Annotated in this window: 24 protein-coding genes and 1 pseudogene; 18 read left to right on the plus strand and 7 right to left on the minus strand. The window is 33.9% G+C overall.

Going from position 1 to position 25,376, the window contains the following annotated elements; genetic code table 11:
• The first annotated feature begins 3 nt into the window (after positions 1-3).
• The 3 genes from DMB65_RS10940 (at position 4) to DMB65_RS10950 (ending at position 2,709) form a co-directional block, all read left to right on the plus strand.
• A complete protein-coding gene (locus tag DMB65_RS10940; protein WP_110306691.1) occupies positions 4-765 on the plus strand; it encodes a Kdo domain containing protein in 762 nt (253 codons plus the stop codon).
• Positions 766-944: 179 nt separating this feature from the next.
• Positions 945-1,754 (plus strand): glycosyltransferase family 2 protein, encoded by an 810-nt coding sequence (locus DMB65_RS10945; RefSeq protein WP_110306692.1) that lies wholly within the window; start codon positions 945-947, stop codon positions 1,752-1,754.
• Positions 1,755-1,764: 10 nt separating this feature from the next.
• Entirely contained in the window at positions 1,765-2,709 is a 945-nt protein-coding gene (locus DMB65_RS10950; protein WP_110306693.1) for an NAD-dependent epimerase/dehydratase family protein, read from the plus strand.
• On the opposite strand, the gene DMB65_RS10955 is transcribed toward DMB65_RS10950, so the two are convergent.
• Together DMB65_RS10955 and DMB65_RS10960 are read right to left on the minus strand one after the other, a co-directional pair.
• Positions 2,699-3,748, minus strand: a complete 1,050-nt coding sequence (locus tag DMB65_RS10955) for a glycosyltransferase family 9 protein (RefSeq protein ID WP_110306694.1) — start codon at positions 3,746-3,748, stop codon at positions 2,699-2,701. The two genes, DMB65_RS10950 and DMB65_RS10955, sit on opposite strands and share 11 nt — an antisense overlap.
• A 129-nt stretch (positions 3,749-3,877) precedes the next feature.
• Positions 3,878-4,693 (minus strand): 2,3,4,5-tetrahydropyridine-2,6-dicarboxylate N-succinyltransferase, encoded by an 816-nt coding sequence (locus DMB65_RS10960; protein WP_110306695.1) that lies wholly within the window; start codon positions 4,691-4,693, stop codon positions 3,878-3,880.
• Positions 4,694-4,946: 253 nt separating this feature from the next.
• Here DMB65_RS10960 and DMB65_RS10965 point away from each other — a divergent pair, with 253 nt between their 5' ends.
• The 3 genes from DMB65_RS10965 (at position 4,947) to DMB65_RS10975 (ending at position 7,854) form a co-directional block, all read left to right on the plus strand.
• Positions 4,947-5,576 (plus strand): PAS domain-containing protein, encoded by a 630-nt coding sequence (locus DMB65_RS10965; RefSeq protein ID WP_110306696.1) that lies wholly within the window; start codon positions 4,947-4,949, stop codon positions 5,574-5,576.
• 242 nt (positions 5,577-5,818) lie between these two features.
• A complete protein-coding gene (gene ruvX / locus DMB65_RS10970; RefSeq protein ID WP_110306775.1) occupies positions 5,819-6,235 on the plus strand; it encodes a Holliday junction resolvase RuvX in 417 nt (138 codons plus the stop codon).
• A 125-nt stretch (positions 6,236-6,360) separates the two neighbouring features.
• A complete protein-coding gene (locus DMB65_RS10975) occupies positions 6,361-7,854 on the plus strand; it encodes a malate:quinone oxidoreductase (protein WP_110306697.1) in 1,494 nt (497 codons plus the stop codon).
• 54 nt (positions 7,855-7,908) lie between these two features.
• Here the strand turns inward: DMB65_RS10975 and DMB65_RS10980 are convergent, their stop codons facing one another.
• Positions 7,909-10,128 carry an FUSC family protein gene (locus tag DMB65_RS10980; protein WP_110306698.1) on the minus strand — a complete coding sequence of 740 codons (2,220 nt, stop codon included), beginning with the start codon at positions 10,126-10,128 and terminating at the stop codon, positions 7,909-7,911.
• Positions 10,129-10,317: 189 nt separating this feature from the next.
• Here DMB65_RS10980 and def point away from each other — a divergent pair, with 189 nt between their 5' ends.
• The 3 genes from def to mazG all read left to right on the plus strand — a co-directional run bounded on the left by def (position 10,318) and on the right by mazG (position 12,292).
• Positions 10,318-10,908 (plus strand): peptide deformylase, encoded by a 591-nt coding sequence (def, locus tag DMB65_RS10985; RefSeq protein WP_110306699.1) that lies wholly within the window; start codon positions 10,318-10,320, stop codon positions 10,906-10,908.
• Positions 10,909-10,942: 34 nt separating this feature from the next.
• A complete protein-coding gene (locus tag DMB65_RS10990; protein ID WP_110306700.1) occupies positions 10,943-11,422 on the plus strand; it encodes a DUF5606 family protein in 480 nt (159 codons plus the stop codon).
• 99 nt (positions 11,423-11,521) lie between these two features.
• Positions 11,522-12,292, plus strand: coding sequence for a nucleoside triphosphate pyrophosphohydrolase (gene mazG, locus DMB65_RS10995; RefSeq protein WP_110306701.1), 771 nt, complete (start codon positions 11,522-11,524; stop codon positions 12,290-12,292).
• On the opposite strand, the gene DMB65_RS11000 is transcribed toward mazG, so the two are convergent.
• Entirely contained in the window at positions 12,287-12,973 is a 687-nt protein-coding gene (locus tag DMB65_RS11000; protein WP_110306702.1) for a Crp/Fnr family transcriptional regulator, read from the minus strand. The genes mazG and DMB65_RS11000 overlap by 6 nt on opposite strands.
• A 199-nt stretch (positions 12,974-13,172) precedes the next feature.
• Between DMB65_RS11000 and DMB65_RS11005 the strand changes: the two genes are divergently transcribed.
• From DMB65_RS11005 to DMB65_RS11040, 8 genes are all read left to right on the plus strand, one after another.
• Complete coding sequence (locus DMB65_RS11005) at positions 13,173-15,551, plus strand: heavy metal translocating P-type ATPase (protein WP_110306703.1); 2,379 nt, start codon at positions 13,173-13,175, stop codon at positions 15,549-15,551.
• Positions 15,552-15,670: 119 nt separating this feature from the next.
• A complete protein-coding gene (ccoS, locus tag DMB65_RS11010) occupies positions 15,671-15,862 on the plus strand; it encodes a cbb3-type cytochrome oxidase assembly protein CcoS (protein WP_110306704.1) in 192 nt (63 codons plus the stop codon).
• Between the two features lie 92 nt (positions 15,863-15,954).
• The gene (gene ccoN / locus DMB65_RS11015) at positions 15,955-18,141 is read left to right on the plus strand and encodes a cytochrome-c oxidase, cbb3-type subunit I (RefSeq protein WP_110306776.1); all 2,187 of its coding nucleotides are present in this window, start codon (positions 15,955-15,957) and stop codon (positions 18,139-18,141) included.
• Between the two features lie 7 nt (positions 18,142-18,148).
• Positions 18,149-18,337 carry a CcoQ/FixQ family Cbb3-type cytochrome c oxidase assembly chaperone gene (locus DMB65_RS11020; RefSeq protein ID WP_110306705.1) on the plus strand — a complete coding sequence of 63 codons (189 nt, stop codon included), beginning with the start codon at positions 18,149-18,151 and terminating at the stop codon, positions 18,335-18,337.
• Position 18,338: 1 nt separating this feature from the next.
• Positions 18,339-19,280 (plus strand): cbb3-type cytochrome c oxidase N-terminal domain-containing protein, encoded by a 942-nt coding sequence (locus DMB65_RS11025; RefSeq protein WP_110306706.1) that lies wholly within the window; start codon positions 18,339-18,341, stop codon positions 19,278-19,280.
• Between the two features lie 5 nt (positions 19,281-19,285).
• On the plus strand, positions 19,286-20,704 hold the full coding sequence (gene ccoG, locus DMB65_RS11030) for a cytochrome c oxidase accessory protein CcoG (RefSeq protein ID WP_110306707.1): 1,419 nt from the start codon (positions 19,286-19,288) through the stop codon (positions 20,702-20,704).
• Between the two features lie 280 nt (positions 20,705-20,984).
• Complete coding sequence (locus tag DMB65_RS11035) at positions 20,985-21,434, plus strand: FixH family protein (protein WP_110306708.1); 450 nt, start codon at positions 20,985-20,987, stop codon at positions 21,432-21,434.
• Between the two features lie 10 nt (positions 21,435-21,444).
• Entirely contained in the window at positions 21,445-22,146 is a 702-nt protein-coding gene (locus tag DMB65_RS11040) for a sulfite exporter TauE/SafE family protein (protein WP_110306709.1), read from the plus strand.
• A gap of 55 nt (positions 22,147-22,201) precedes the next feature.
• Here the strand turns inward: DMB65_RS11040 and DMB65_RS11045 are convergent, their stop codons facing one another.
• Together DMB65_RS11045 and DMB65_RS11050 are read right to left on the minus strand one after the other, a co-directional pair.
• Positions 22,202-22,507 (minus strand): type II toxin-antitoxin system RelE/ParE family toxin, encoded by a 306-nt coding sequence (locus tag DMB65_RS11045; protein ID WP_110306710.1) that lies wholly within the window; start codon positions 22,505-22,507, stop codon positions 22,202-22,204.
• Entirely contained in the window at positions 22,491-22,730 is a 240-nt protein-coding gene (locus tag DMB65_RS11050) for a hypothetical protein (RefSeq protein WP_078229579.1), read from the minus strand. Before DMB65_RS11050 ends, DMB65_RS11045 begins: the two co-directional genes overlap by 17 nt.
• Positions 22,731-23,029: 299 nt before the next feature.
• On the opposite strand from DMB65_RS11050, the pseudogene DMB65_RS22405 reads away from it, so the two are divergent.
• Positions 23,030-23,230 (plus strand): annotated as a pseudogene (locus DMB65_RS22405) (sulfite exporter TauE/SafE family protein); the annotation flags it as partial.
• A gap of 3 nt (positions 23,231-23,233) precedes the next feature.
• Here DMB65_RS22405 and hemN read toward each other — a convergent pair.
• Positions 23,234-24,598, minus strand: coding sequence for an oxygen-independent coproporphyrinogen III oxidase (gene hemN, locus DMB65_RS11060; RefSeq protein WP_110306711.1), 1,365 nt, complete (start codon positions 24,596-24,598; stop codon positions 23,234-23,236).
• Between the last annotated feature and the right edge of the window lie 778 nt (positions 24,599-25,376).

Consider the following 25,376-nt stretch of genomic DNA (forward strand, 5'->3'; position numbering starts at 1 on the left):
TAAATGCACGAAGTTTATCATCCTGATTTTCTAAGCAAAAGAGCAGAAATAAGAGATGCTGTAGAAAATTATGAAACAAAAGGAACGCTGTTTGTTGATGGAAAGAGAAATAAAATTAAAACTTTTGATTTAGGAGAAATAACACTAAATGTAAAATCGTTTAAAGTTCCAAATTTTATAAATAAAGTGGTATATGCTTTTTTTAGACCTTCAAAAGCACGTCGCTCTTATGAATTTGCTACTATTCTTGTAAAAAAAGAAATAGGTACTCCGGCACCCATTGCTTATTTTGAAAATTTTAAAGGAGTACTTTTAGATAGTTATTATGCTTGCGAACAAATATATCCTGACTTAACTTTTAGGGAACTAACCAATGATTTTGATTACCCTGAGCATGAAATTATCTTAAGACAGTTTACAAAATTTACCTTTAATCTGCATCAAAACGGAATAGAATTTCTGGATCATACCCCTGGAAATACATTAATTAAAAAAAATCCTGCCGGCTCTTATTCTTTTTTTCTGGTTGATTTAAACAGAATGAAATTTCATAAAGAAATGAGTCTGAACCAGCGAATAATGAATTTTTCAAAATTAACTCCCAATAGAAAAATTCTTGAAGTAATGAGTGATGAATATGCAAAACTTTATGGTGCTTCTTACAATGACGTTTTAAAAATTATGATTACCGGTGCAGAATCTTTCAGGGATAAATTTCATAGAAAGAAAAATTTAAAAAAAGCATTAAAGTTTTGGAAAAAATAATTTTAACCATCACTTCTAAAGGCAACGAAAGAATTATTAATTTGTCTTAAGAATCCGAATTTCTGTAATATATTTGCCTGCTCATTATCGTTTTTAATCCGAATTTAAAAAGAGAAGATCTTTAATGTCTGATTTAAGGTGTAAACTATTGAACATTCCAAGTATTAAAAAAATATAAAATGAAAATATCCGTAATTGTTAGTACATATAATGCTGAAGAATGGTTAGAAAAAGTTCTGATAGGATACAGTGTTCAGACTACAAAAGATTTTGAATTAATTATTGCTGATGATGGTTCTAGACCTTCAACTACTGAGTTAATCAATAAGTATAAAAGTAATTATCCTGTTCCAATAATGCATCTTTGGCATGAAGATAAAGGCTATAGACGACAAGAGATTCTTAATGTTGCAATTGTTAAGGCAAATTACGATTTTATTTTAATGACTGATGGAGATTGTATTCCTAGAAAAGATTTTGTTCAGGTTCATGCAGAGTTAGCACAAAAAGGGACATTTCTTTCCGGCGGATATTGTAAACTATCAATGAAGGTTAGTAAACTAATCACTAAAGAAGATATTGAAAGTGGTGATTGTTTTGATGTGAAATGGTTAAAAAAGAAAGATAAATTAGGATTTTCTCAAACATTGAAGTTATCTGCAGGAAAATGGTTAGCCTCAATTTTAGATTCTGTTACGCCAACAACTCCTTCATTTAATAATTGTAATTCGTCTGGTTTTAAGGAAGATATGATTGCGATTAATGGTTATGATGAAAGAATGAAATATGGCGGGCCAGACAGGGAATTTGGTGAACGTCTGGAGAATTTTGGTGTAAAAGGAAAACAAATTCGACATAAAGCTATAGTTTTGCACCTCGATCATGCAAGAGGATATAAAACTCCTGAATCTTTAGCAGCCAATCTGGCTATTAGAAAAGAAGTAAGAGATAAAAAAATAGTTTGGACACCTTACGGAATTGTAAAATAATTTAGTATAAATGAAAATATTAGTTACCGGAGCGGCAGGTTTTATAGCTTCACATCTTTGCGAAAAATTAGTTTCAATGGGGCATTTGGTCTTTGGAATTGATAATTTTAATGATTATTATGATGTAAAACTAAAAGAGATCAACGCTTCTGATTTGGTAAACAAAGGAGTTACTATTTTTCGTGAAGATTTAAATTCTGATTTAAAATCGGTTTTTGAAAATCAGTACGATTATATTTTTCATTTAGCAGCACAACCCGGAATTTCTGCAGGAACTTCACTGCAGGAATATGTGGATAATAATATTTATGCAACACAAAATTTATTAGATGCTGTTGTAAAGTATAATCCCGATTTAAAATTATTTGTAAATATTGCAACATCATCTGTTTATGGAAAAGAAGCTACAGTAAATGAAACAGCAATCCCTAAACCGGCTTCTTATTATGGGGTAACAAAACTTGCAGCAGAACAATTAGTTTTAAGCTTAAAAATTGAAGGTAAGATAAAAGCTTGCTCAGTAAGGCTTTATTCGGTTTACGGACCACGCGAACGTCCTGAGAAATTATATACGAAACTGATCGAGAATTTATATTACGATAAACCTTTTCCTCTTTTTGAAGGCAGTATTTATCATGAACGCAGTTTTACCTATGTAGGTGATATAGTTGGAGGACTGGCAGCAATTATTGGAAAAGAAGAATTATTAAATGGTGAAATCATAAACCTGGGTACTGACGAGGTAAATACTACACAAGAAGGAATTACAGCTGTTGAGGAAATTATGAATAAGAAATTAATTGTTGATAATCAGCCGCCAAGAAAAGGAGATCAGCTTAAAACGGCTGCCATAATTGACAAAGCAAGAATTTTATTGAATTACAATCCAAAAGTAAGCCTGAAACAAGGTTTACAAGAGCAGGTGAATTGGTATTTTGAAAAATTTATAAACTAATACGTTTCACAAATTCCTGTAAAGATTCTTTATATAAAGTACTGTCAAGCTTATTGTACAGTTCTAATGACTTACGTTTAAATTCTTTTGGATGTCGGTTTTCGTATACATCCGGGAAGTAGTCTTTCAGGTGAACTGCGATATGATTTTCCTGATCGCTTAACATATTCCATGACGATTTATTTATCCACGGACTAAAAATGGTAAAAGTCTTGATGTTTAATGCTTTGGCCATATTTACAGCTCCGCCTTCATTGCCAATTAAGGCATCACATTGCGATAAAACCGCAAGAAATGCCCGTAAACTTTTGGTGTAAAAGTCGAACACAATTTTTTGTTGGGTTTGAGGTTTGCATAAATTATAGATAATTTTTGCGTCTTCTTTCTGATCAGGCATAAAATTAAAAAGCAATTGTACATCTCTTTCGGCAATAATATCAAGAGTTTGTGCCATTTTTTCAGGAGGAAGGCTTTTGCTTTTTCCACTTCCTAAAACACTAATCATAATCATTTTTAATGCAGGGTTCAATCGCTCCCTAATTCCAGTTTTTGCCTGATTTATTTCGGTATCCGTCAAATAAATTTTAGGAAATATTATTTCAGTTTTAACTTTTAATAAAGCTTCGACTAATTGCAATCGATGGTAAACGGCTGAACCTTCGATATTCTTTTCCTGAACTACAGTGGTTGTAAATAAGACTGAAGTGTACCATTTTTTAAACCCAATTCTAATTTTTGCACCACAGAAATAAGCAGGTAAGATACTTTCCCATTTTCCGTAAGCATCAATTACAACACCATATTTTTCTGGAGCTAAACTAGCTCCAAAAGAAATTAGTTTAAAAAAACCTTTGTGTTTTTGAGGTTCAAAAAAAACGATTTTATCAATAAATGGATTGTTTTCTACAACCGCTAAAGTATTGGGTTGAATCATGTAATGAATTTCCCAATTTGGCTGGTGTTTTTTGATAGTTTCGCAAATGACAGTACTTGTTAATACATCGCCAATCATTTTGTTTTGAATTACAAGTACCTTCATGTTTTGAATTATTTTAATTGAGTGCAAATTGAAGCAAAAAAAATCAATTAGAAATTAGTTTTAAATAAAAATTCCAAATTCCAATCGATAATTTTTGGAATTTGGAATTTAAAATATTTTAAATTTGAATTAAACTGCTACGTCATATTCGCGTAAAGCATTATTTAATGAAGTTTTCAAATCTGTAGATGGTTTACGAGTGCCAATAATCAATGCACATGGAACCTGAAATTCACCAGCAGCGAATTTTTTGGTATAACTTCCGGGAATTACTACAGAACGTGCAGGGACAAAACCTTTCATCTCTACAGGAGTTTCTCCGGTAACATCAATAATTTTGGTAGAAGCAGTTAAACATACATTTGCACCCAAAACAGCTTCTTTACCTACGTGAACACCTTCAACAACAATACAACGTGAACCTACAAAAACTCCATCTTCAATGATAACCGGAGCTGCCTGCAATGGTTCTAAAACACCACCAATTCCAACACCACCGCTTAAGTGAACATCTTTACCAATCTGAGCACAGCTCCCTACAGTTGCCCAGGTATCTACCATTGTTCCGGCATCAACATAAGCACCAATGTTGACGTAACTAGGCATCATAATAACGCCGCTTGAAATATATGAACCATAACGTGCAGATGCTCCTGGTACTACACGGACACCTTTTTCAGCATAATCTCTTTTTAATAACATTTTATCGTTGTACTCGAAGATTCCAGCTTCTAACGTTTCCATTTTTTGGATTGGAAAATACATTACAACAGCTTTCTTAACCCATTCGTTTACCTGCCATCCGTCACCTTTTGGTTCAGCAACACGAAGTTTTCCTGAATCTAATAATTCGATAACTTCCCTGATCGCATTAGTAGTTTTTTCTTCTTGTAATAAAGCTCTGTTTTCCCAAGCTTGTTCAATTATAGTCTGTAAAGAATTCATACGTTTAAATTTTTGGCAAAGATAGCGTATTTGTATAAAATCAACCAGTAAATCAATTTTGAAAATGTTATATATTTAACTTTTTGTTTTTAATTTGGGAAATAATATTTGTTTGTAATTCTATAAAAATGCAATTTATTTTACACTATTATATGATAAAAATCAGATTTCATGACTTTTCTTCTACTTAATTTTGCCTTATAATTCCTGCGATAGCTGCAGGATTAATAATCAAATAATCATTATAGTAAATATGAATCAGGAAAATCATCTTCAAAACCGAACTGCAGTTATTGATAAAGAAGTCACTTGGGACAAGACAAAAGTTATTATGAGCAAAACAAATGCTTTTGGTATTATAGAATATGCCAATGAAGTTTTTGTAGATGTTTCAGGTTATGAAGATTATGAATTAATGGGACAGCCACATAATATTATCCGCCATCCGGATATGCCAAAAGTAATTTTTAAAGTGCTTTGGGAAAACCTTAAACAGGGAAAAAACTTTCATGCTATTGTAAAAAACTTAGCGAAGTCAGGAAGATATTATTGGGTAATCACAGATTTTGATATTGCAAAAGACGAAAACGGTGTAATTGTAAATTATTTTGCAAGACGTCAATCTGTACCTCAGGAAGTTATTTCACAACATATTGAGCCTCTTTATAAAAAATTATTGCAGATTGAAGCAGCAAGTGGCGTTGAATTTAGCGAAAAATATTTAATCGGATTTCTGGAAGAAAAAAAGAGAGGCTACGTCGAATATATTAAAGAGCTGATTTACGAACATGAAAAAGCCCAGTCAAAATTTGCAAATTACGAAATGAAGGCAGAAGATGAAGAGGAAGAGAGAGGTTTTTTCAGTAGATTATTTGGTAGATAGTAATAATTAGAATAATTTTTTTTTAGTTGTTTTAAATTTGGTTAAAAATCCGTTTTGAATTTTTCAAGACGGATTTTTTACTGTTTAGATGTTTTGATAAAGGATAATTAAAAATAAAAATTATACCTTTCAAAATAGCAGTACAGCATTATATTAGAATTTCATTTTTCGGATTTATAAAACATAAAGATTCTCTTTAAGTTTTTGAAATTTCCTTTATATCTTTGATGAAAATTATAAAAATGCCAAGAATCCTTTCTATAGACTACGGACAAAAGCGCACCGGAATAGCCGTTACAGATGAAATGCAGATTATTGCATCAGGGTTAACGACGATTCCGACCAATACCTTAATTGATTTTTTGAAGGATTATTTTGCTAAAGAAAAAGTAGAAGCAGTTTTAATTGGTGAGCCGAAACAAATGAATGGGCAGCCATCAGAAAGTGCTTCGATAGTTAAAGGATTTGTAACCCACTTTTCCAATATTTTTCCGGAAATGAAAGTCGTTCGTGTAGATGAGCGTTTTACTTCAAAAATGGCTTTTCAGACCATGATTGATAGCGGGCTGAGTAAAAAACAGCGTCAGAACAAAGGACTGATTGATGAAATTTCCGCAACGATTATGCTTCAGGACTATCTTTCTTCTAATCGTTTTTAACTTTTAGGGCAATAAATTTCACTTTATTTAGAAAAAAATATGATTTTCTAACTTTTATCAGATCGAAATTCCTTTTTTTTTGAGATTATATGAGGTACATTTGCATTTTAAAATAAAATAGTGTTATGCCCGACGAAACCATACGTTCAAATAGTGAAGTAGTGCTCATTGGAGCTGGAATTATGAGTGCCACTCTTGGTGTAATTTTGAAAGAATTACAACCTGACATAAAGATTGAAATTTATGAGAGATTAGATGTTGCTGCAGCCGAAAGTTCTGATGCATGGAATAATGCAGGAACAGGTCACTCTGCTTTTTGTGAGCTAAATTATACTCCTGAAAAGCCTGATGGTTCTGTAGATCCTAAAAAAGCGATCAGTATTGCTGAAGCTTTTGAGGTTTCACGACAATTTTGGTCTTATTTAGTACAGCAAAACAAAGTCCCTTCACCAGAAAATTTTATCAAAAGTGTTCCTCATATGAGTTTTGTATGGGGAGATAAAAATGTTGAATACCTTAAAACACGTTTTGAAGCTTTACAATCCAATCCATTATTTGCTGAAATGCTTTTTAGTACAGATTTTGAGCAGCTAAAACAATGGATGCCTCTTGTAATGGAAGGAAGGCAGCCTGATGAAAAGCTGGCAGCTACTACAATGGCAATTGGTACCGATGTGAATTTTGGTGCTTTGACCAGAAGTATGTTTAATTATTTAGAAAAATTAGACGGTGTATCTTTATACTTTAATCATGAGGTTAAAAAATTAAAGCAACGTGATGATAAATCATGGAGAATTAAAATAACAGATTTAGGATCTGGTCAAAAAAGAAAAACATATACCAAATTTGTATTTATTGGAGCGGGAGGAGGCTCACTGCCATTGCTTGAAAAAGCAAATGTACCTGAGGGAGATGGTTACGGAGGTTTCCCGGTAAGTGGTCAATGGCTAAAATGTACAAATCCGGAAGTTATTGCAAAACATCAGGCAAAGGTATACGGAAAAGCAAGTGTTGGTGCACCGCCAATGTCGGTTCCACATATTGATACACGGGTAATTGATGGTGAAAAAGCATTGCTTTTTGGCCCTTTTGCAGGATTTTCAACCCGTTTTTTAAAAAATGGATCGTATTTAGATTTACCGTTATCTATAAAAGCAAACAACTTAATTCCGATGCTATCAGCGGGATTTAATAATATACCATTGACAAAATATTTAATCGAGCAGGTTCGTCAGTCTCCAAAGGACAGAATAAAGGCTTTACGTGAATATTTGCCAACAGCAAGATCCAAAGACTGGGTTCTGGAAAAAGCGGGTCAGCGTGTTCAGGTGATTAAAAAAGGCGAAAATGGAGGTGGTGTTTTAGAGTTTGGAACTGAAGTTATTAATACTCATGACGGAACTCTGGCTGTTTTATTAGGTGCGTCTCCAGGTGCTTCTACCGCAGTTTCAATTATGGTTGATTTGATTGGAAGATGTTTTTCTGATCAGATTAAAACCCCTGAATGGCAAGCGAAATTGAAAAACATGATTCCTTCTTACGGGCAAACTTTAAATGATAAACCGGAACTTTTAACGGAAATCAGAAAAAACACTTCGGAAGTTTTAAAGTTAAAATAAGCATAATCTAAGTAGTTTTTAAATCATTACATACATAAAACAAATCCGGATGAATTAATCCGGATTTGTTGCTTTAAGGTCTTTTGTGATTTTTAATATTTTTTCTGCAAGGTTACTCATCCAGATTAGTTGTTCAATTACCATCTGAGCTTCCTGCATTTTAGCCTGACGGGTTTCTGAATCCAATTCTTCATCCGTTGCCAGGCGAGTGAAATTTTTGCGTTTCATTTCTTCAAATTGCAAAGTAACATCTTCCTTATCAAAAAAAGTATCTGTAATGATGGTTTCATTTTTTAAAATTGAAATAGAATGATCTAAGTTGGATAATATAGTCCTGATAATATAATTGAAAGATTCTGATGCTGATGTGGTCTGGTTAGTCTGTATGTAAGTCGATAAAGAAGCTAATGCGGATAATACAGAATGATTTAAAACCACTAATTTATTGACTAACGGGAGTGTTTTTTGCTTTGATTTTGGTTCCTGAACCATACGCTGAAATGAGGTCATAAAATTGCCTATTTCTACAAAAGCATGTTTTCGGGCTAATTTGTAAGAGGTAGGAACGTCTCCTTTCTTGTTGTAAAAATCTGCAATTTCTTTCAGATAGTCCCGGTTGGCACGAATAGAGCTTTCTATATGGATGGGAGTATTTAGAAATTCCCAGGCAGGCCATAAAAACTGATTGGCCAGAAAAGCGAGGATTGCTCCGGCTAATGAATCTAAAATCCTGAACTGAATTACTTCAACAACATTTGGAACTAAAATCCCGTAAATAAAAACGACATACATCGTCACGAAAGTTGCACTAATTTTATAATTAATCTGTGTGAAGGAAATACCAAGAAGCATACAAATAATTGAAAAAATGCTCAGGACAATATGATTTTGTACAAGTGAAACAATCCCAAATGCTAACAGTCCTCCTAGTAATGTCCCGAAAATACGATTGTAAGAGCGTTCTTTGGTCAAACCATAACCAGGCCGCATAATGACTATAATAGTCAATAGAATCCAGTATACATTCTGAAACGGAAGAAATTTCCCAATTACAAACCCAATCAAAATGGTAATTGTGAGCCGTACAGAATGCCTGAAAATGGATGATGAAAAACTTAAGTTTTCAATTAGTGTTCGCAAAGGGTAATATTGGGGTGTCAAAAACTTTTCAAGCTCTTTGTCCTGGTCTTTTAATTTATAGGACTGCATGGCAAGCGAAAGTGCCCGCTGGATGATCTTTATTTTTCCAACCTGATTTTTAGCATATTTCAGCATGTTGGTCAGCATTAAAACGCCTTCTGCAGCCGTCTCTTTTCCTAACGTTTTTTCATAGTCAAAAATAGCAAACTCAAGAGCTTCAAGTTCATTCTTTAAATCATTTTTGTCTACGTAAACGGCAATATTGTGTACATTTTTAGAAAGCTTTTTTAAGGTCGAAGCGAGCTTGTATGCTACATTTTGATAGGTTCTTATGACATCAGGATGTTTGGCAAATTTTTCATGTATTTTACTATGATCGAAAGAAGTGTACAGAGCCAGTTCCTGAATTTCGACCAAAGTAATAAAAACCAGTAACATCTTTCGGTTTTGACTAGTTGCAGTACTGCTTTGGTTTCCTATGAGTACTTTTCGCAAATCTTCATGAATTTCGTTTAGTTCTACCTGGATACCTAATTGTTTTTCAATTATTGTTTTCCTGTTCGCTTCCGGACTCCATAAATCACCTCTTAGTTTTAAATACTTTGCGGTTAATTTAATTCCCTCAGCAATTTCAAGTTCAATATATTTATATGGTTGTACAAAATGAAAAATCAGAGAAACAATTAAATATAATATACCTCCAATAAAAATAGAACCGGAGTATGCAAGAGCTTCCCACCCCTGATGTAAATGTCCGAAGGATAAAGAAATAGAAATTAATGCCGAAAAAGAGACCAAAGTTGCCCGTTGTCCATAGACAGATATCATAGAGCATATAAAAAGTAAAAATCCTAAAAATGGATAAAATAAATAAGGATACGGATAGGCCAGATTTACTAATAAATTTACTCCGGAAACAATAAATGAAGCTACAATTAATCCTTTTATTTTGTGGTTTAAAGTACTTGGGATATCACTGGGATAGGTATAAAAAGCCCCTAATGCAATCGTAAATCCAATTTCAAAATATCCCAGAAAATTCAAAATTAAAACAGGTACTACTGAGGCAATAGTTACTTTTGTAGCATTTAAAAACGAAGTACTGTTGGTGAATTTTGTAATACGATCTAACATACAAATGGGTTTAAAACAAAGGTAAGATAATTTGGCATAATTATAGTTTAGATTTTAATGAACGGTTAAAATAGATTTATTATATTATTTTCAAATGGTCGTTGACTATTTTTTTACTATTTTTGACTCCAAAACCTGAAGGATTAGTTACTTTTTTTTCAGTTAATAAAAATAAATAATAGAAATTAGATGATTTTACCAATTGTAGGATACGGGGATCCTGTTTTAAGAAAAGTTGGTGAGGCTATTAAGCCGGATTATCCAAACTTAAAAGAAATAATAACAAATATGTACGAGACGATGTACAACGCTTACGGTGTAGGACTTGCTGCACCTCAGGTAGGTATTGCAATCCGTTTGTTTGTTATTGATACAACTCCTTTTAGTGATGATGAAGAATTAAAAGAAGAAGAGCAAAAGAACTTAAAAGGTTTTAAAAAGACTTTTATTAATGCTAAAATTATTAAAGAAGAAGGAGAGGAGTGGAGTTTTAACGAGGGATGTTTAAGTATTCCGGATGTTCGTGAGGATGTTTACAGAAAACCTACTGTAACACTTGAGTATTGTGAAGAAGATTTTGTAATGAAAACAGAAGTTTTTGACGGACTTATTGCAAGAGTAATTCAGCATGAATACGATCATATTGAAGGTATTTTGTTTACAGATAAAATTTCTTCACTCAAAAAACGTTTGATTCAGAAAAAATTAAAAAATATTACTGAAGGAAAAACATCTCAGGAATACAGAATGAAATTTGCATCCGCTAAAAAAGGAAGATAATATAACCAAAATTCTTAATACTAATTTAATACACATGAATTTAGAGAAAATTTTAGCCATTTCAGGAAAACCGGGTTTATACGTCTTAAAAGTGCAAACACGTACAGGTTTTGTGGCAGAATCATTATTAGACGGAAAAAAAATTACTGTAAACTTAAAAAGTAACGTAAGCTTATTGTCAGAAATTTCAATTTATACCTACGAAGGTGAAAAACCTTTGACAGAGGTAATGCAACGTATAGCTGTTAAAGAAAACAAAGGTCAGGCAATTTCGCATAAAGAGGATAATGCTAAATTAGCAGCTTATTTTAAAGAAATTTTGCCGGAATATGATGAAGAAAGAGTATATCCATCTGATATTAAAAAGGTATTAAACTGGTATAACATGCTTCAGTCAAAAGGAATGGTTACTGATGAAGCTCCTGCAGCAACTTCAACTTCTGAAGAAATCGCTGTAGAAGAACCAGTAAAAAAAGCGCCTGCTAAAAAAGCAAAAGCTAAAAAAGAAGAATAGTAGTTTCTACATTCAAAATATATTAATCCTGTTAAGACATTTTCTTGACAGGATTTTTTACTTTTACAGTAATTAGGTTACGACAAAAAAACTTCAAAAATGAATAAACAACTTCAGCTTAAAGCCTTCGAAAGATTATTAATTATCATGGATGAACTTCGTGAACAGTGTCCATGGGATAAAAAGCAAACTTTGCAAACCCTGAGACATCTTACAATAGAAGAAACTTATGAATTAGGTGATGCCATTTTGGATAATGATTTGAATGAAGTGAAAAAGGAGCTTGGAGATTTATTATTGCATATTGTTTTTTATGCTAAAATAGGAAGTGAAACCAATGATTTTGATATAGCAGATGTGTGTAATGAAATTTGTGAAAAACTAATTCATCGTCATCCTCATATTTATAGCGATACAGTTGTAAAAGATGAGGAGGAGGTTAAACAAAATTGGGAAAAACTAAAGCTTAAAGAAGGTAAAAAATCAGTTTTAGAAGGTGTTCCCAGAAGTTTGCCTGCATTAGTAAAAGCAAGCAGAATTCAGGACAAAGTAAAAGGCGTTGGTTTTGACTGGGAAGAACCTCATCAGGTTTGGGATAAAGTACAAGAAGAACTGGAAGAACTTCAAGCTGAGGTAAAATCAGGAGATCAGGATAAAATTGAAGCAGAATTTGGTGATGTTTTATTCTCGATGATAAATTATGCCAGATTTCTAAATGTAAATCCTGAAGATGCTTTGGAACGCACCAATAAAAAATTCATCAGTCGTTTTCAATATTTAGAAAATAAAGCCGTGGAATTAAGAAAACCTTTGATGGACATGACTTTGGCAGAAATGGATGTTTTTTGGAATGAGGCCAAAAAATTATAACTGCTCAGCCAGTTTTTTTAAAGCTTTTAGATTTTTTAATACAATTTTTTTACCGACTAATTCAATCAAATCCAGTTTGTTAAAATCAGATAATAATCTAATGCAACTCTCCGTTGCCGTTCCAATCATACCAGCCAGCTCTTCTCTGGTTAGCTGAACTTTTAGTGTTTTGTCCGCATTTTCGCCAAAAGCATCATGCAAATACAATAAGGTTTCTGCAAGTCTTTGTTTTACTGTTTTTTGTACCAGTGCAATTTTATCGTTTTCAGATTCTCTTAAATCTTCACAAACGGACTGCATCATATTCAATGAAAACTGATTGTTATTATTAAAAAAATGTATAATTTCAGATTTTGGAATAAAACAAACTTCCATGTCTGCAATTGCCTTTGCCGATAAATTTGCTGGTTCATTGCTAATCATAGAGCGCTGCCCTAAAAGTTCCCCGGATTTTACCAGTTTTATAATCTGATCTTTTCCGTTGGCACTTAATTTAGAGAGTTTTCCAACACCGTCTTTCACACAAAAGACACCATTTGTAACTTCACCTTCTTCAAAGATGGCTTCACCTTTTTTAATTTTGTAGGTCGTTTTACTACTGGCCAATTTCACAACTTCTTCTTTATTAAGGGCTTTAAGCGAAGAAAGCTGACGTACGATGCATTGGTCACATTTGTTCATATCAAATATATTTATTGCAAAATTAACCAATAATTGCTTTCGTAGGTGCTATTATTCTCGAAAAAAACCAAAGAAAAATATCCGTAATAATAGCGTATTTATTTTTTTAGTTGCAGTATTCATTTCATGGTGACATGATAAATGTCATAGTTATAATCGCTTCTTATTTTGAATATTTGTTGCATAAAAGAAACAAATTATGAGTGAGCAGAGTTGTTTTCATTGCGGACTTAGCATTCCTGAAAATGAAGTAATCAATTTTGATGAAAAAAAGTTTTGTTGTACAGGTTGCAAAACGGTGTACGAAATTTTTAGTCTTAACGATCTTACTTGTTATTATGACTTTGAAAAATCACCTGGTGCTACCCCACAGGACATTCAGGGGAAATATGATTTCTTAGACAATGACATGATCCTTTCGAAAGTTTTGGAATTTCAGGAAGGACCTACTTCAATAGTTTCATTAAATATTCCACACATTCATTGCAGTTCCTGTATCTGGCTTCTTGAAAACCTTAATCGTTTACAAAATGGAATCAGTATGTCTCAGGTTAATTTTCCGGAAAAGAAAGTCCGAATCACGTTTAATTCTGAAATAGTTTCTCTAAAAACAATTGTCTGTTTACTGAGTTCAATAGGTTATGAACCTTATATTAGTCTGGAGAATTACGAAACAGGAAAAACAAAGGTAGACCGAACGCTGACTTATAAATTAGGTGTTGCTTTCTTTTGTTTTGGAAACATTATGTTGTTGTCATTTCCGGAATATTTCGAAATAAAGGAGTTTTGGCTGGATAACTATAAACCGTTTTTCAGGCTGTTGATTTTTATTTTAGCACTGCCAAGTTTTCTGTATTCAGCCAGTGGTTATTATGTTTCGGCTTATCATAGTATTAAAACCAGAATGTTAAACATTGACATTCCAATTGCTTTGGGAATTATCGTCATGTTTATCCGCAGTTCTTACGATATGTTAATGGATCATGGTCCGGGCTTTTTTGACAGTTTGGTAAGTTTGGTTTTTTTCATGCTTTTAGGAAAAATGTTTCAAACTAAAACATACAGTTTTTTAAGTTTTGAAAGAGATTTTAAATCTTATTTTCCTATTGCTGTTACCCGGATAAATCCTAACACATCAGAAGAAAGTGTTCCAATTTACGATGTTTTAAAAGGAGATAGGTTATTGATCCGAAATCAGGAATTAATTCCGGTTGACGGGATTTTGATTAGCGAAGAAGCCGAAATTGATTATAGCTTCGTTACCGGTGAAGCAGTCCCTATTACTAAAAAATCAGGAGATAAAGTATTTGCCGGAGGAAAACAGATCGGAAAAGTTATCGAAATGGAAGTTTTGCATTCGGTTTCACAAAGCTACCTTACACAATTGTGGAGCAATGAGGTTTTCCAAAAAAGAGTCGATCAAAAACACAAAACGATCACAGATAAAATCAGCCGTTATTTTACTCCAATTTTATTATTGATTGCGTTTACAGGTTTTGGATATTGGATTTTTATTGATGCCAATATTGCTTTTAATGTTTTTACCGCTGTTTTGATAGTAGCCTGTCCCTGTGCATTGGCACTGACGGCACCATTTACTTTTGGTAACATTCTCCGAATTATGGGGAAACAGAAAATGTATCTCAAAAATGCTTTGGTTATAGAACAGCTGGCAAAAGTAGATACGATTGTTTTTGATAAGACCGGAACTATAACAACCAATAAAAAATCAAATATTGCATACGAAGGAACTGCACTTTCTGAAAACAATTATATTTTGATTAAAAATGTGCTTCGTGCCTCCAATCATCCTTTGAGTAGAATGCTTTATGATTTTTTACCTGAATTTAAAAGAGTTAAAATTGACGAATTTCAGGAAATAACCGGAAAAGGAATTTTAGCATCTTCTGAAAATAAAATAGTTAAAATTGGCTCCGCTCAATTTGTTGAAGGGGCTGAATATAAGGAAGAAATAGAAAAAACGTCACTTCATATCAGCGTTGAGGGCATTTATTTTGGACGATTTAATTTTCAAAACCAGTATAGGGATGGTCTTGAAACGTTATTTTCAACTTTAAGTAAAAATTACCAGATAAAAGTACTTTCTGGAGATAATGATGGTGAAAAAGCCAATTTAGAATCTATTTTGCCAAAAGGTACTGAATTTATTTTCAATCAAAAACCGGAACAGAAACTGGAATTCATTAAAGAACTGCAGGAAAAAGGGCAGAATGTCATGATGGTGGGTGATGGTTTGAATGATGCTGGTGCTTTGGCTCAAAGTAACGTTGGGATTTCGATATCTGAAAATGTAAATGTATTTTCTCCGGCCTGTGATGCTATTCTGGACGCCGGTGAATTTTCCCGATTGGATTACTTTTTAAAATTATCGCACAAATCAATCCGGATCATCAAAATGAGTTTTGTTTTATCGCTGCTTTATAATGTTGTTGGACTCTCTTTTGCTGTTACCGGAAACTTGCTCCCTTTGGTTGCTGCGATTATCATGCCTTTGAGCACCATTACAATTGTGAGTTTTGTAACACTGATGAGCAATTTTTATGCTGATAGAAAATAAAGTACTGTTAATGAATGCTTTGTATTGTTTTTGGTGCTGTTTTAAAATTTATGACTATGATAATTATCATATTTTATGAGGCTTTAACATTCTAATTTTGTTATTATAAATTTAAGGATATGAGCGTTATTTATCTATTAATTTCAGTAAGTATTTTTGTTGCAATCTGTTTCTTTATAGCTTTTATAGTTGCTGTAAAATCAGGGCAATATGATGATGATTACACCCCCTCGGTCAGAATCCTCTTTGATGATGAAACCAAAATTACGTCCCAAAATAATAATTCACTAATAGAAGAAAAACAAGTTTAATTATGAAATAAGCAAAATAGAATTTCATTGTAAAGCCAATATCAATATGCCAGATGCATATAACCAATAAAAATAAAAAAAATCAACAACTTATGGAAATGGAACAATTTTACTACGACAATAAAATCGTAAAAAAATTCATTTATGCCACGATCCTTTTTGGTGTAGTGGGTATGTTAGTAGGACTGACTCTGGCGGTTATGTACCTCTTTCCCAATCTGACAGATGGAATTTCATGGCTCAGTTACGGGCGTTTAAGACCATTGCATACAAATGCTGTTATCTTTGCTTTTGTAGGGAATGCTTTTTTTGCAGGAATGTATTATTCACTGCAGCGATTGCTAAAAGCCAGAATGTTTAGTGACTTTTTAAGCAATCTTCATTTCTGGGGCTGGCAGTTAATAATTGTCGCCGCAGCAATCACTTTACCATTGGGATATACCTCTTCAAAAGAATATGCTGAGCTGGAATGGCCTATTGATATTGCAATAGCACTAATTTGGGTAGTAATGGGAATCAATATGATTGGTACCATGTTACGCCGAAGAGAGCGACATTTATATGTAGCGATTTGGTTTTATCTTGCCACATTTGTAACGGTTGCCGTATTGCATATTTTTAATAATATCGAAATACCGGTTTCAGGTCTTAAAAGTTATTCGGTTTATGCCGGTGTTCAGGATGCTTTGGTGCAATGGTGGTACGGACATAATGCAGTTGCATTTTTTCTTACGACACCGTTCTTAGGACTAATGTACTATTTTATTCCAAAGATTGCCAACAGACCAGTCTATTCTTATCGATTATCGATTATTCACTTTTGGTCATTGATTTTTATCTATATCTGGGCCGGGCCACACCACTTATTGTATTCAGCTCTGCCAAACTGGGCTCAGAATTTAGGTGTAGCATTCTCTGTTATGCTGATAGCGCCATCTTGGGGAGGTATGATTAATGGTCTTTTGACTTTAAGAGGTGCCTGGGATAAGGTTCGTGAAGAACCGGTTTTAAAATTCTTCGTTGTAGCTGTAACAGGTTACGGAATGGCGACTTTTGAAGGGCCAATGTTATCTCTTAAAAATGTAAACGCCATAGCGCATTATACAGACTGGATTGTTGCTCACGTACACGTAGGGGCTTTAGCATGGAACGGATTTATGTCATTTGGGATTATTTACTGGCTGATTCCGCGAATGACAAAAAGCAATTTGTTTTCTAAAAAATTGGCAAATTTTCATTTCTGGGTAGGTACATTAGGAATTATTCTGTATGCACTACCAATGTACGTGGCTGGTTTTCAACAAGCATCCATGTGGAAACAGTTTAACCCGGATGGGACTTTGACTTACGGTAATTTTCTTGAAACCGTTACCGCTATTATGCCGTTGTACTGGATGAGAGCTATCGGTGGAAGTTTGTACTTAATCGGGATGCTGACCCTGGTTTACAACATTATCATGACTGTAAGAGCTGGTCAGTCTATAGAAGACGAATTGGCTCAGGCTCCTGCATTGCAGACTATCAAAAGTGGCAGAATCAGTGGTGAGAAATTCCACTCATGGCTCGAAAGAAAACCAATTCAGTTGACTATTTTGGCTACAATTGCCATTTTAATTGGAGGAATTATTCAAATCGTACCCACAATTATGGTGAAATCGAATATTCCAACGATTTCAAGTGTAAAACCTTATACACCTTTAGAATTGGAAGGCCGTGATTTATACATACGTGAAGGCTGCGTTGGCTGCCACTCACAATCTGTACGTCCGTTCAGAAGCGAGGTAGAGCGTTACGGACCTCAGTCAAAAGCGGGTGAATTTGTTTACGATCATCCTTTTTTATGGGGATCAAAACGTACGGGTCCTGATTTGCTAAGAGTAGGAGGGAAATATAATGATAACTGGCATTTTAATCATATGTGGAATCCACAAAGTACTTCGGCAGGATCTATAATGCCAGGTTATAAATGGCTGTTTGACAATAAAGCATTGGATATTTCATTAATTGAAAAGAAAATGAAAGTCATGGTTACGCTGGGAGTTCCGTATTCTGAAGCAGAAGTAGCAAATGCGCAGAAAACATTAAGAACTCAGGCATTAGCAATCGAAAAAAGCCTGGAAAATGATCCTGATTATGTGAAAAGTTATCAGGAAAGCAAAAAAAGAGCTGAAGCCAAAGGTGAAAAATTTGTTCCGATGAACGAACGAGAAATAGTTGCTTTAATTGCTTATATACAAAGGCTTGGAACGGATATCAAAGTAAAAGAAACTTCTAAATAACAGCATTATGTTTGAACAAATAAAACACAATATGGAGAATATAGCGGGTATCGAAATTTACCCGATCCTCTCTCTGATGATTTTCTTTCTGTTTTTTGTCGGTTTAGGTTTTTGGGTATTCTCATATACAAAAGATAAAATTCAGCAAATGAGCGAAATACCTTTAGAAGATAGTATAATTTCAAAAGATAGTTAAGATGAAAAAGTTTTTTCCAGTATATGTAAGATTGCCAATCATTTTTTTCATCGTATTTGGTTTGATGGAATATTTTATTGACTCTGGTGACAGGCCTGCTTTTATTAAATATCCAATGGTTGCTGTCTTTTTGTTTGTATTTCTTTTTATTCTGATTGCTATAGAGATTACACTTAACGCTGTGAACCGCGTGATGTATCAATTGATGTCTCCGGAAGAAAAGGCAAAACTAGCCCATGAAGAAAGCCTAAGTTTTCAGGAAAGTACGTGGTACAAGAATTTGATGCATAAGCTTACCAAAACGGAACCTATTGAAAAAGAAGGAGAATTATTGATGGATCATGATTATGACGGTATCAAAGAATTGGACAATAATTTACCACCTTGGTGGGTGTATCTGTTCTATATCTGTATCATTTTTGGAGTAATCTATGTTTTCCGCTATGATGTATTTGGTGGAGACGATCAGGAAATGGAGCTTAAAAAAGAAATGGCTCAGGCTAAAATTGAGGTGGAAGAATACCTCAAAACAGCTCCGGATCTGATGGATGAAAAAACAGTAGTCCTGCTAACAGATGAAGCAAGTTTAGCAGCAGGTAAAGAAATATTTACGATGAATTGTGCCGCTTGCCACAGAGCAGACGCAGGAGGGCAGATAGGTCCGAACTTAACAGACGATAAATGGATTTTGGGTGGTGGAATTAAAAATGTATTCCACACTATTACTAACGGAGGTCGTGACGGAAAAGGAATGGTTTCCTGGAAAACTAATGGTATGAAACCAAAAGAAATTCAAAAAGTGGCAAGTTACATTTTATCATTGCAAGGCAGTAACCCAAAAGACCCAAAAGCTCCTGAAGGTGAAGTATGGGTAGATGAAAGTGCTCCGAAAAAAGATGCCACAGCAAATAAAACAACAGACAGTACAGCAGTTAAAAAATAATTATCATGTCAAATTTACCAGACGAGGCTTTTAGGGATACCATCGGAACTATTGATGAAGGCGGAAAACGAAAATTTATTTTTCCTAAGAAACCGTCTGGTAAATTTTACGATTATCGTAAAATAGTCAGTTATATTTTATTGGGGATTTTAATTGCAAACCCTTTTATAAAAATTAACGGAAACCAATTTATGATGTTCAATATCATAGAACGTCGTTTCAATATTTTTGGATTTCCTTTCTGGCCGCAGGATTTTTATCTTTTTGTAATTTCAATGCTTGTTGGAGTTGTTTTTATAATTTTGTTTACCGTTGTTTTTGGAAGGATATTTTGCGGATGGATTTGTCCTCAGACTATTTTTCTGGAGATGGTTTTTCGCAGAATAGAATATTGGATTGAAGGGGATCGTGGTGCACAATCACGTTTAGCAAAACAGAAATGGGATGCAGAGAAAATCAGAAAAAGAGTCTTGAAATGGTTGGTGTTTTTCCTGATTTCTTTTGGGATTGCGAATGTCTTTCTGGCCTATTTAGTAGGAAGCGATACATTGTTTCTCATGATTGAACAAGGCCCTGTTTCGCAGGCAAGTAATTTTATTGCACTGCTCATTTTTACCGGGGTTTTCTATTTTGTTTTTGTCTGGTTTCGTGAACAGGTCTGCATTATTGCCTGCCCTTATGGAAGGTTGCAAGGGGTACTTTTGGATAATAAATCAATCAACGTTGCCTATGATTTTGTACGTGGTGAAAAAGAAACAGGCCGTGCAAAATTTAGTAAAAAAGAAGACCGAACCTTAACCGGAAAAGGCGATTGTATCGACTGTAATCAATGCGTACATGTTTGTCCGATGGGAATCGACATCCGAAACGGAACACAATTAGAATGTACCAATTGTACCGCTTGTATCGATGAGTGTGACTCGATTATGGATTCGGTTGGTTTGCCAAAAGGGCTTATACGTTATGCTTCTGAAGATGAAATTGAGAAAAAAGCGCCTTTTAGGTTCACAGCCCGAATGAAAGGTTATACGGCGGTGTTGTTAATTCTTCTGAGCGTTTTTGTCGGCATGTTGTTTTTAAGGACGAATGTTGATGCTGTGATCCTTCGCTTACCGGGACAATTGTTCCAGCATAAAGGCGATAAAATCAGTAATGTTTACACCTATAAAATTGTAAACAAAACGATGAAAGATTATAATGATATTCACCTTGAATTAATCGGTCAGAAAGGTGAAATTAAAAATGTAGGTAAAACCCATTTTAAAATAGTAAAAGAAGGAATTTCACAGGGAACATTGTTTATAGAAATTGACGAAGCGCTTTTGGAAAGTGATAAAACCAAAGTAAAAATTGGTGTTTACAACGGTAATGAATTGTTGGAAACCACCGCTACGAATTTTTTAGGCCCAAGAAGTTTTAATTAAAAGAACAAACCTTTCTTAGGTGTAATTTAAAAAAAGAACACATAGACACATAGATTTTAACTTAGGTAAAAAGAAACTAGTTTTTATCACATAGTGTTGTGTGCATTTATGCGAGTAAAACGTCTTTCAAAGTTAATTAAAATCGAGGTTTCCATGTGTTAATAATGATAATCAATGCATTAAATAACAACATCATGAAATTGCCTCTAATAAAACTTTGTGTAACAAAATAATTAAGGGCAATACCTTATTTGACAATTAACTAATAAAATTTACAAATATGAAAATCAATTGGGGAACAGGAATAGTCATTGCTTTTGGGGTATTTATGACCTTTATTTTATATTTTGTTTTTGAAGTGCAATCGAACAGTAAATACGATAATGATTTGGTTGTAGAAGAATATTATAAACACGATTCGCATTTTCAGGATGAGATGGCGCGTATCCAAAATGCATATGATTTACAGCAAAAACCATCGATAACTTATAGCGAAGAAGGGGTAAAAGTTACTTTTCCGAGCATTTTTGAAACGAATAAAATTAAAGGAAATGTTTTGCTTTATCGTCCTTCAAACAAAAAATTTGATTTTAATACGCAAATTGCCCTCGTAAATTCTTCATTGGTCATTCCGCAGAAAAAAATGGTAAAGGGACGCTGGGATGTCAATATGGAATGGCAGTATGAAGGAAAAAAATACCTGACAAAAGAGGTTATCTACGTCAATTAAACACAAAAAAATGCTTTATTCAGCTTTTATATTAGGTCTTATCAGTAGTTTGCACTGTATTGGAATGTGTGGACCTATTGCGATGATGTTGCCTGTCGACCGTCAAAACGAAGCAAAAAAAATCACTCAGATTATAACATATCATCTAGGCCGGTTGGCAGCGTATGCTTCTATCGGTTTACTTTTTGGATTATTAGGAAGAGGCTTTTTTCTTGCTGGGCTTCAGCAAAAAACCTCTGTTTTTATTGGTGTTGCGATGATTCTGATTGTAGTAATTCCGGAAAGAGTTTTTAATAAATACAACTTTTCGAAACCGGTTTACAGAATTATTTCCAAAATAAAATCAACTTTAGGAAGCCAGTTTAAAAAGAAAAGTTACAAAGCTATTTTTACGATCGGATTATTGAATGGCTTTCTGCCTTGCGGAATGGTTTATGCTGCTTTATTTGGAGCCATCGCTATGCAAAGTGCAGGTTTTGGTGTTTTATATATGATTTTATTCGGATTAGGAACGATACCTTTAATGACAACAGTTGTTTACATTAACGGTATGATACAACTGCCTTTTAGAAATAAAATCCAAAAGGCAGTGCCGTATGTAGCTGTTGTAATTGGAGTTTTATTTATCCTCAGAGGTTTAGGATTGGGAATTCCGTATGTTTCTCCATCTAATATGAGTTTGTTTGTACAGGGAAATCCTGAATGTCATTAGGCTAAGGTTGAATTTATATCAATTGAGTTCAAAGTTACTTGTTTCTGGGTTAAGGTCACTTTAACCTTCTTTTCGTAGGGCTTTGTCTATTAGAAAAAAATGAGATTATTTCAACTTGATTATTCTGAAATCTATAATAAAGTGTATTATGATTTAATATTATAACACTGCGAATACCTTTTTTGACATCAGAGATTTGGAATAAATTTGGATTTTCTGAAATGAAGCTTAATGTTTCCTCAATTTTAATAGCGAGATGATGTAATTCTTTCTCGGTCCAGTTCTCTTCTAAGTATTCAATTGTTTTTTCTAATTCCTTTAGAGCAAAGTCTGTCCAAAGTATTTTATAGCCATTTTTCATATAGCTTTCTTGCGCTTGAATGAGAATTTAATTTTCCGGAATTAGCATCATTCAGACCTTGCTCGATAGATTCTTTTTCACTCTCAGAAATGGAATCCCACCAATCTTTTGATTCATTATTTCTCAAAGCAATAATTTTTTCTATAATCGTTGAATCCTCCAGTGTAGAAAGCCATTGGATTAATTCCAATTTTTTGTTTTGTATGTTCAATTCAAGTTTCATAATCTGAAATTTTAATATTCAAAAGTACAAAAATAGTTGAGATGTTTTGTTAATTTCTCTTTTTGAAGTCTTTCAAAAAAGTTATTAAAAGAATGGAAACTTCGCACAACAATTTCAATCTGGTACTCGTTTACAAACGAGTACCTGTTTAGTTATAGAAACTAAATAAAGCGTTTGCAATGCGGCTGTTTGTATGGATTCCCGACAAATATTGAACTTTTGTTTTAATGGCCGCATTACAAATGCTACAATTTATCTTTTTAATTTATGTAGGCATTCGTTGCAAACGAGCACCAGAGGGAACGGTTCCTTTAATGATAACAGTTGTTTACATTATATGATACAATTGTCTTTTAGAAATAAAATCCAAAAGGCAGTGCCGTATGTAGCAGTAATTATTGGCATTTTGTTTGTTCTGAGAGGATTAGGACTTGGAATACCCTATGTTTTTTCCATCTAATATGAGTTTGTTTGTTCAGTCAGCCCCTAATTGCCATTAACTCCTAAACAGTCATAGAAAACAAATTAGTTTCCGGTGATTTTCTTTTTAAATGCAAATCAAAAGCCATACAGATGTTGCGTACAAATGGTCTTCCGGCTGCTGTAATGCTAATTTTTTCTTCTTCAATTTCAATTAACTGATCTTTTTCCATTTCTCTTAAATCCAGTAAAACAGTAGGAAGCTCTTTAAAGTAAAGTGTTTCATTGCTCCAGGAAGTTTCAAAAGTACAGGTTAAATTCAGAATGTGTTTTCGGATAATTAAATCTTCATCGGTTAAAATATGTCCTTTTGCAACAGGCAGTTGGTTCCATTCCAGTAACTGGTAATAATCTTCCATGCTTTTCGTATTTTGGGCAAAACTATACCAACTGTCACTAATAGAGGAAACTCCTAAACCAATCATTAACTGTGTTTTTGAAGCACTGTACCCCATAAAATTTCTATGAAGCTCTTTGCTTTGTACTGATTGATAAAGACTGTCAGAGGCCAAAGCAAAATGATCCATGCCTATCTCATGGTAACCATTTTTCGATAAAAGTATTTTTCCTGTTTCATATAATTTTCTTTTTTCGGCATCTTTAGGAAGATCTTCGTCATTAAAACCACGTTGTCCATTTCCTTTTATCCACGGTACATGGGCATAACTGTAAAAAGCCAGTCGGTCTGGTTTTAAGGAATTCGTTTTTTCGACAGTGTCAATTACATCTTCAATGGTTTGAAAAGGCAAACCGAATATAATATCATGGCCAATAGAAGTATAGCCAATTTCTTTTGCCCAAAATGTTACTTTTGCAACATTATGAAATGGCTGAATGCGGTGAATCGCTTTTTGTACTTTTTCCGCATAATCCTGAACACCAAAACTTACACGTCGAAAGCCTAATTCATACAGTTTTTTTAGCTGTTCGTAAGTCGTATTATTGGGATGCCCCTCAAAGCTGAATTCATGTTTTTCTGCTTTATTGGCAAAAGAAAAAATTCCGTTTAGCAGTTGTTCCAGATTCTCTTTTGAGAAGAATGTTGGAGTTCCTCCGCCTAAATGTATTTCTTTTATAATGGGTCTTTCGGGTAATAATCTGCAGTATAAACTCCATTCTTTCAATAGTGCCTGGATATATTTTTCCTCTACAGAATGATTCTTCGTAATTCGTTTGTTACAGCCACAAAATGTACACATGCTTTCGCAAAAGGGCAAATGAATATACAGACTGATGCCATGTTTAGCATTGCTCTCCAAAAAGGATCTCTGAAAAGAAGTTTTCCATTCTTCTGTCGAAAAAAACGTTTCATTCCAATACGGAACAGTTGGGTAACTGGTATATCTTGGACCCGGTACATTGTATTTTTGAATCAGTGAAATTTCCATAAAAGAGATTTTAAAGATTCAAAATTATTGTATCATTTCAAAAATTAAAATGATAAATATCATGTAGCGATAAAATAAAAAGAGACTCATGACGAGCCTCTTTTCTGATAGCGAATACAATTCTGCACTATTTTGTAGATAGTGGGATTTTTGTAGCAGAAAGTTTAATTTCATAAGAAATATAGTCCCGCTTTTCGTTTCAATCTTATGTGCCGAACCCCGGCACACAAGGATTTCCACTACAATCGGGGCTAAACGAGAAATTTTAGATAATCAAACACCACGCACGAAGGATTCGTGATGTAGCGGAGCCAGACTAAGATTACGCCTATGCGTTTAGCCGTACCCGCAAAGGCGGTTGGGCAGTAGCTCAAAGTCCTATTTTGAACACGACCATTACCCTGAAACGCTTAAAAAAATGGCTATCAATAACTTAATGGATGTTTACATCGAATTGAACCCATCTCTTTGCGAACCCCCGAGTACAGCTTGTTTCGATTTTTATCGGGATGACCCGTACGCTCGGTGGTTTACTCAGGTTTTTATTGTTTTTTTTGGTTTTCGTTAATATAAATATTTGAGAGGCTCACTCCATTCCGTTTGGGCGGAGCCGTCTACTCGACTGAACTAAACCTTCGGTAGCACATTTGATGATTCTGTATCTTACGGATATAATTAAATTCTATAAGATATGACTACTAAAAAAAGAGGCAAAATAACCTTTTGAAATTCCTGTAAATCAGTTATCGAAAAGCCCATAGTTGCGGAATCTCAGCGG

Origin of the sequence: Flavobacterium cheongpyeongense (assembly GCF_003202435.1) — a bacterium.
GTDB lineage: Bacteria > Bacteroidota > Bacteroidia > Flavobacteriales > Flavobacteriaceae > Flavobacterium > Flavobacterium cheongpyeongense.

Bases quoted from the DNA above. Each gene is read 5' to 3' on its own strand.
- DMB65_RS11045 (WP_110306710.1), bottom strand. From the start codon at position 22,507: ATGAAAAATGGCTATAAAATACTTTGGACAGACTTTGCTCTAAAGGAA.
- DMB65_RS10990 (WP_110306700.1), top strand. From the start codon at position 10,943: ATGAATTTAGAGAAAATTTTAGCCATTTCAGGAAAACCGGGTTTATAC.
- mazG (WP_110306701.1), top strand. From the start codon at position 11,522: ATGAATAAACAACTTCAGCTTAAAGCCTTCGAAAGATTATTAATTATC.
- hemN (WP_110306711.1), bottom strand. From the start codon at position 24,598: ATGGAAATTTCACTGATTCAAAAATACAATGTACCGGGTCCAAGATAT.
- DMB65_RS11005 (WP_110306703.1), top strand. From the start codon at position 13,173: ATGAGTGAGCAGAGTTGTTTTCATTGCGGACTTAGCATTCCTGAAAAT.
- DMB65_RS11040 (WP_110306709.1), top strand. From the start codon at position 21,445: ATGCTTTATTCAGCTTTTATATTAGGTCTTATCAGTAGTTTGCACTGT.
- DMB65_RS10955 (WP_110306694.1), bottom strand. From the start codon at position 3,748: ATGAAGGTACTTGTAATTCAAAACAAAATGATTGGCGATGTATTAACA.
- DMB65_RS10960 (WP_110306695.1), bottom strand. From the start codon at position 4,693: ATGAATTCTTTACAGACTATAATTGAACAAGCTTGGGAAAACAGAGCT.
- DMB65_RS11050 (WP_078229579.1), bottom strand. From the start codon at position 22,730: ATGAAACTTGAATTGAACATACAAAACAAAAAATTGGAATTAATCCAA.
- ccoN (WP_110306776.1), top strand. From the start codon at position 15,955: ATGGAAATGGAACAATTTTACTACGACAATAAAATCGTAAAAAAATTC.
- ruvX (WP_110306775.1), top strand. From the start codon at position 5,819: ATGCCAAGAATCCTTTCTATAGACTACGGACAAAAGCGCACCGGAATA.
- ccoS (WP_110306704.1), top strand. From the start codon at position 15,671: ATGAGCGTTATTTATCTATTAATTTCAGTAAGTATTTTTGTTGCAATC.
- DMB65_RS11025 (WP_110306706.1), top strand. From the start codon at position 18,339: ATGAAAAAGTTTTTTCCAGTATATGTAAGATTGCCAATCATTTTTTTC.
- DMB65_RS10980 (WP_110306698.1), bottom strand. From the start codon at position 10,128: ATGTTAGATCGTATTACAAAATTCACCAACAGTACTTCGTTTTTAAAT.
- DMB65_RS11020 (WP_110306705.1), top strand. From the start codon at position 18,149: ATGTTTGAACAAATAAAACACAATATGGAGAATATAGCGGGTATCGAA.
- DMB65_RS10975 (WP_110306697.1), top strand. From the start codon at position 6,361: ATGCCCGACGAAACCATACGTTCAAATAGTGAAGTAGTGCTCATTGGA.
- ccoG (WP_110306707.1), top strand. From the start codon at position 19,286: ATGTCAAATTTACCAGACGAGGCTTTTAGGGATACCATCGGAACTATT.
- DMB65_RS10965 (WP_110306696.1), top strand. From the start codon at position 4,947: ATGAATCAGGAAAATCATCTTCAAAACCGAACTGCAGTTATTGATAAA.
- def (WP_110306699.1), top strand. From the start codon at position 10,318: ATGATTTTACCAATTGTAGGATACGGGGATCCTGTTTTAAGAAAAGTT.
- DMB65_RS10940 (WP_110306691.1), top strand. From the start codon at position 4: ATGCACGAAGTTTATCATCCTGATTTTCTAAGCAAAAGAGCAGAAATA.
- DMB65_RS10945 (WP_110306692.1), top strand. From the start codon at position 945: ATGAAAATATCCGTAATTGTTAGTACATATAATGCTGAAGAATGGTTA.
- DMB65_RS11035 (WP_110306708.1), top strand. From the start codon at position 20,985: ATGAAAATCAATTGGGGAACAGGAATAGTCATTGCTTTTGGGGTATTT.
- DMB65_RS11000 (WP_110306702.1), bottom strand. From the start codon at position 12,973: ATGAACAAATGTGACCAATGCATCGTACGTCAGCTTTCTTCGCTTAAA.
- DMB65_RS10950 (WP_110306693.1), top strand. From the start codon at position 1,765: ATGAAAATATTAGTTACCGGAGCGGCAGGTTTTATAGCTTCACATCTT.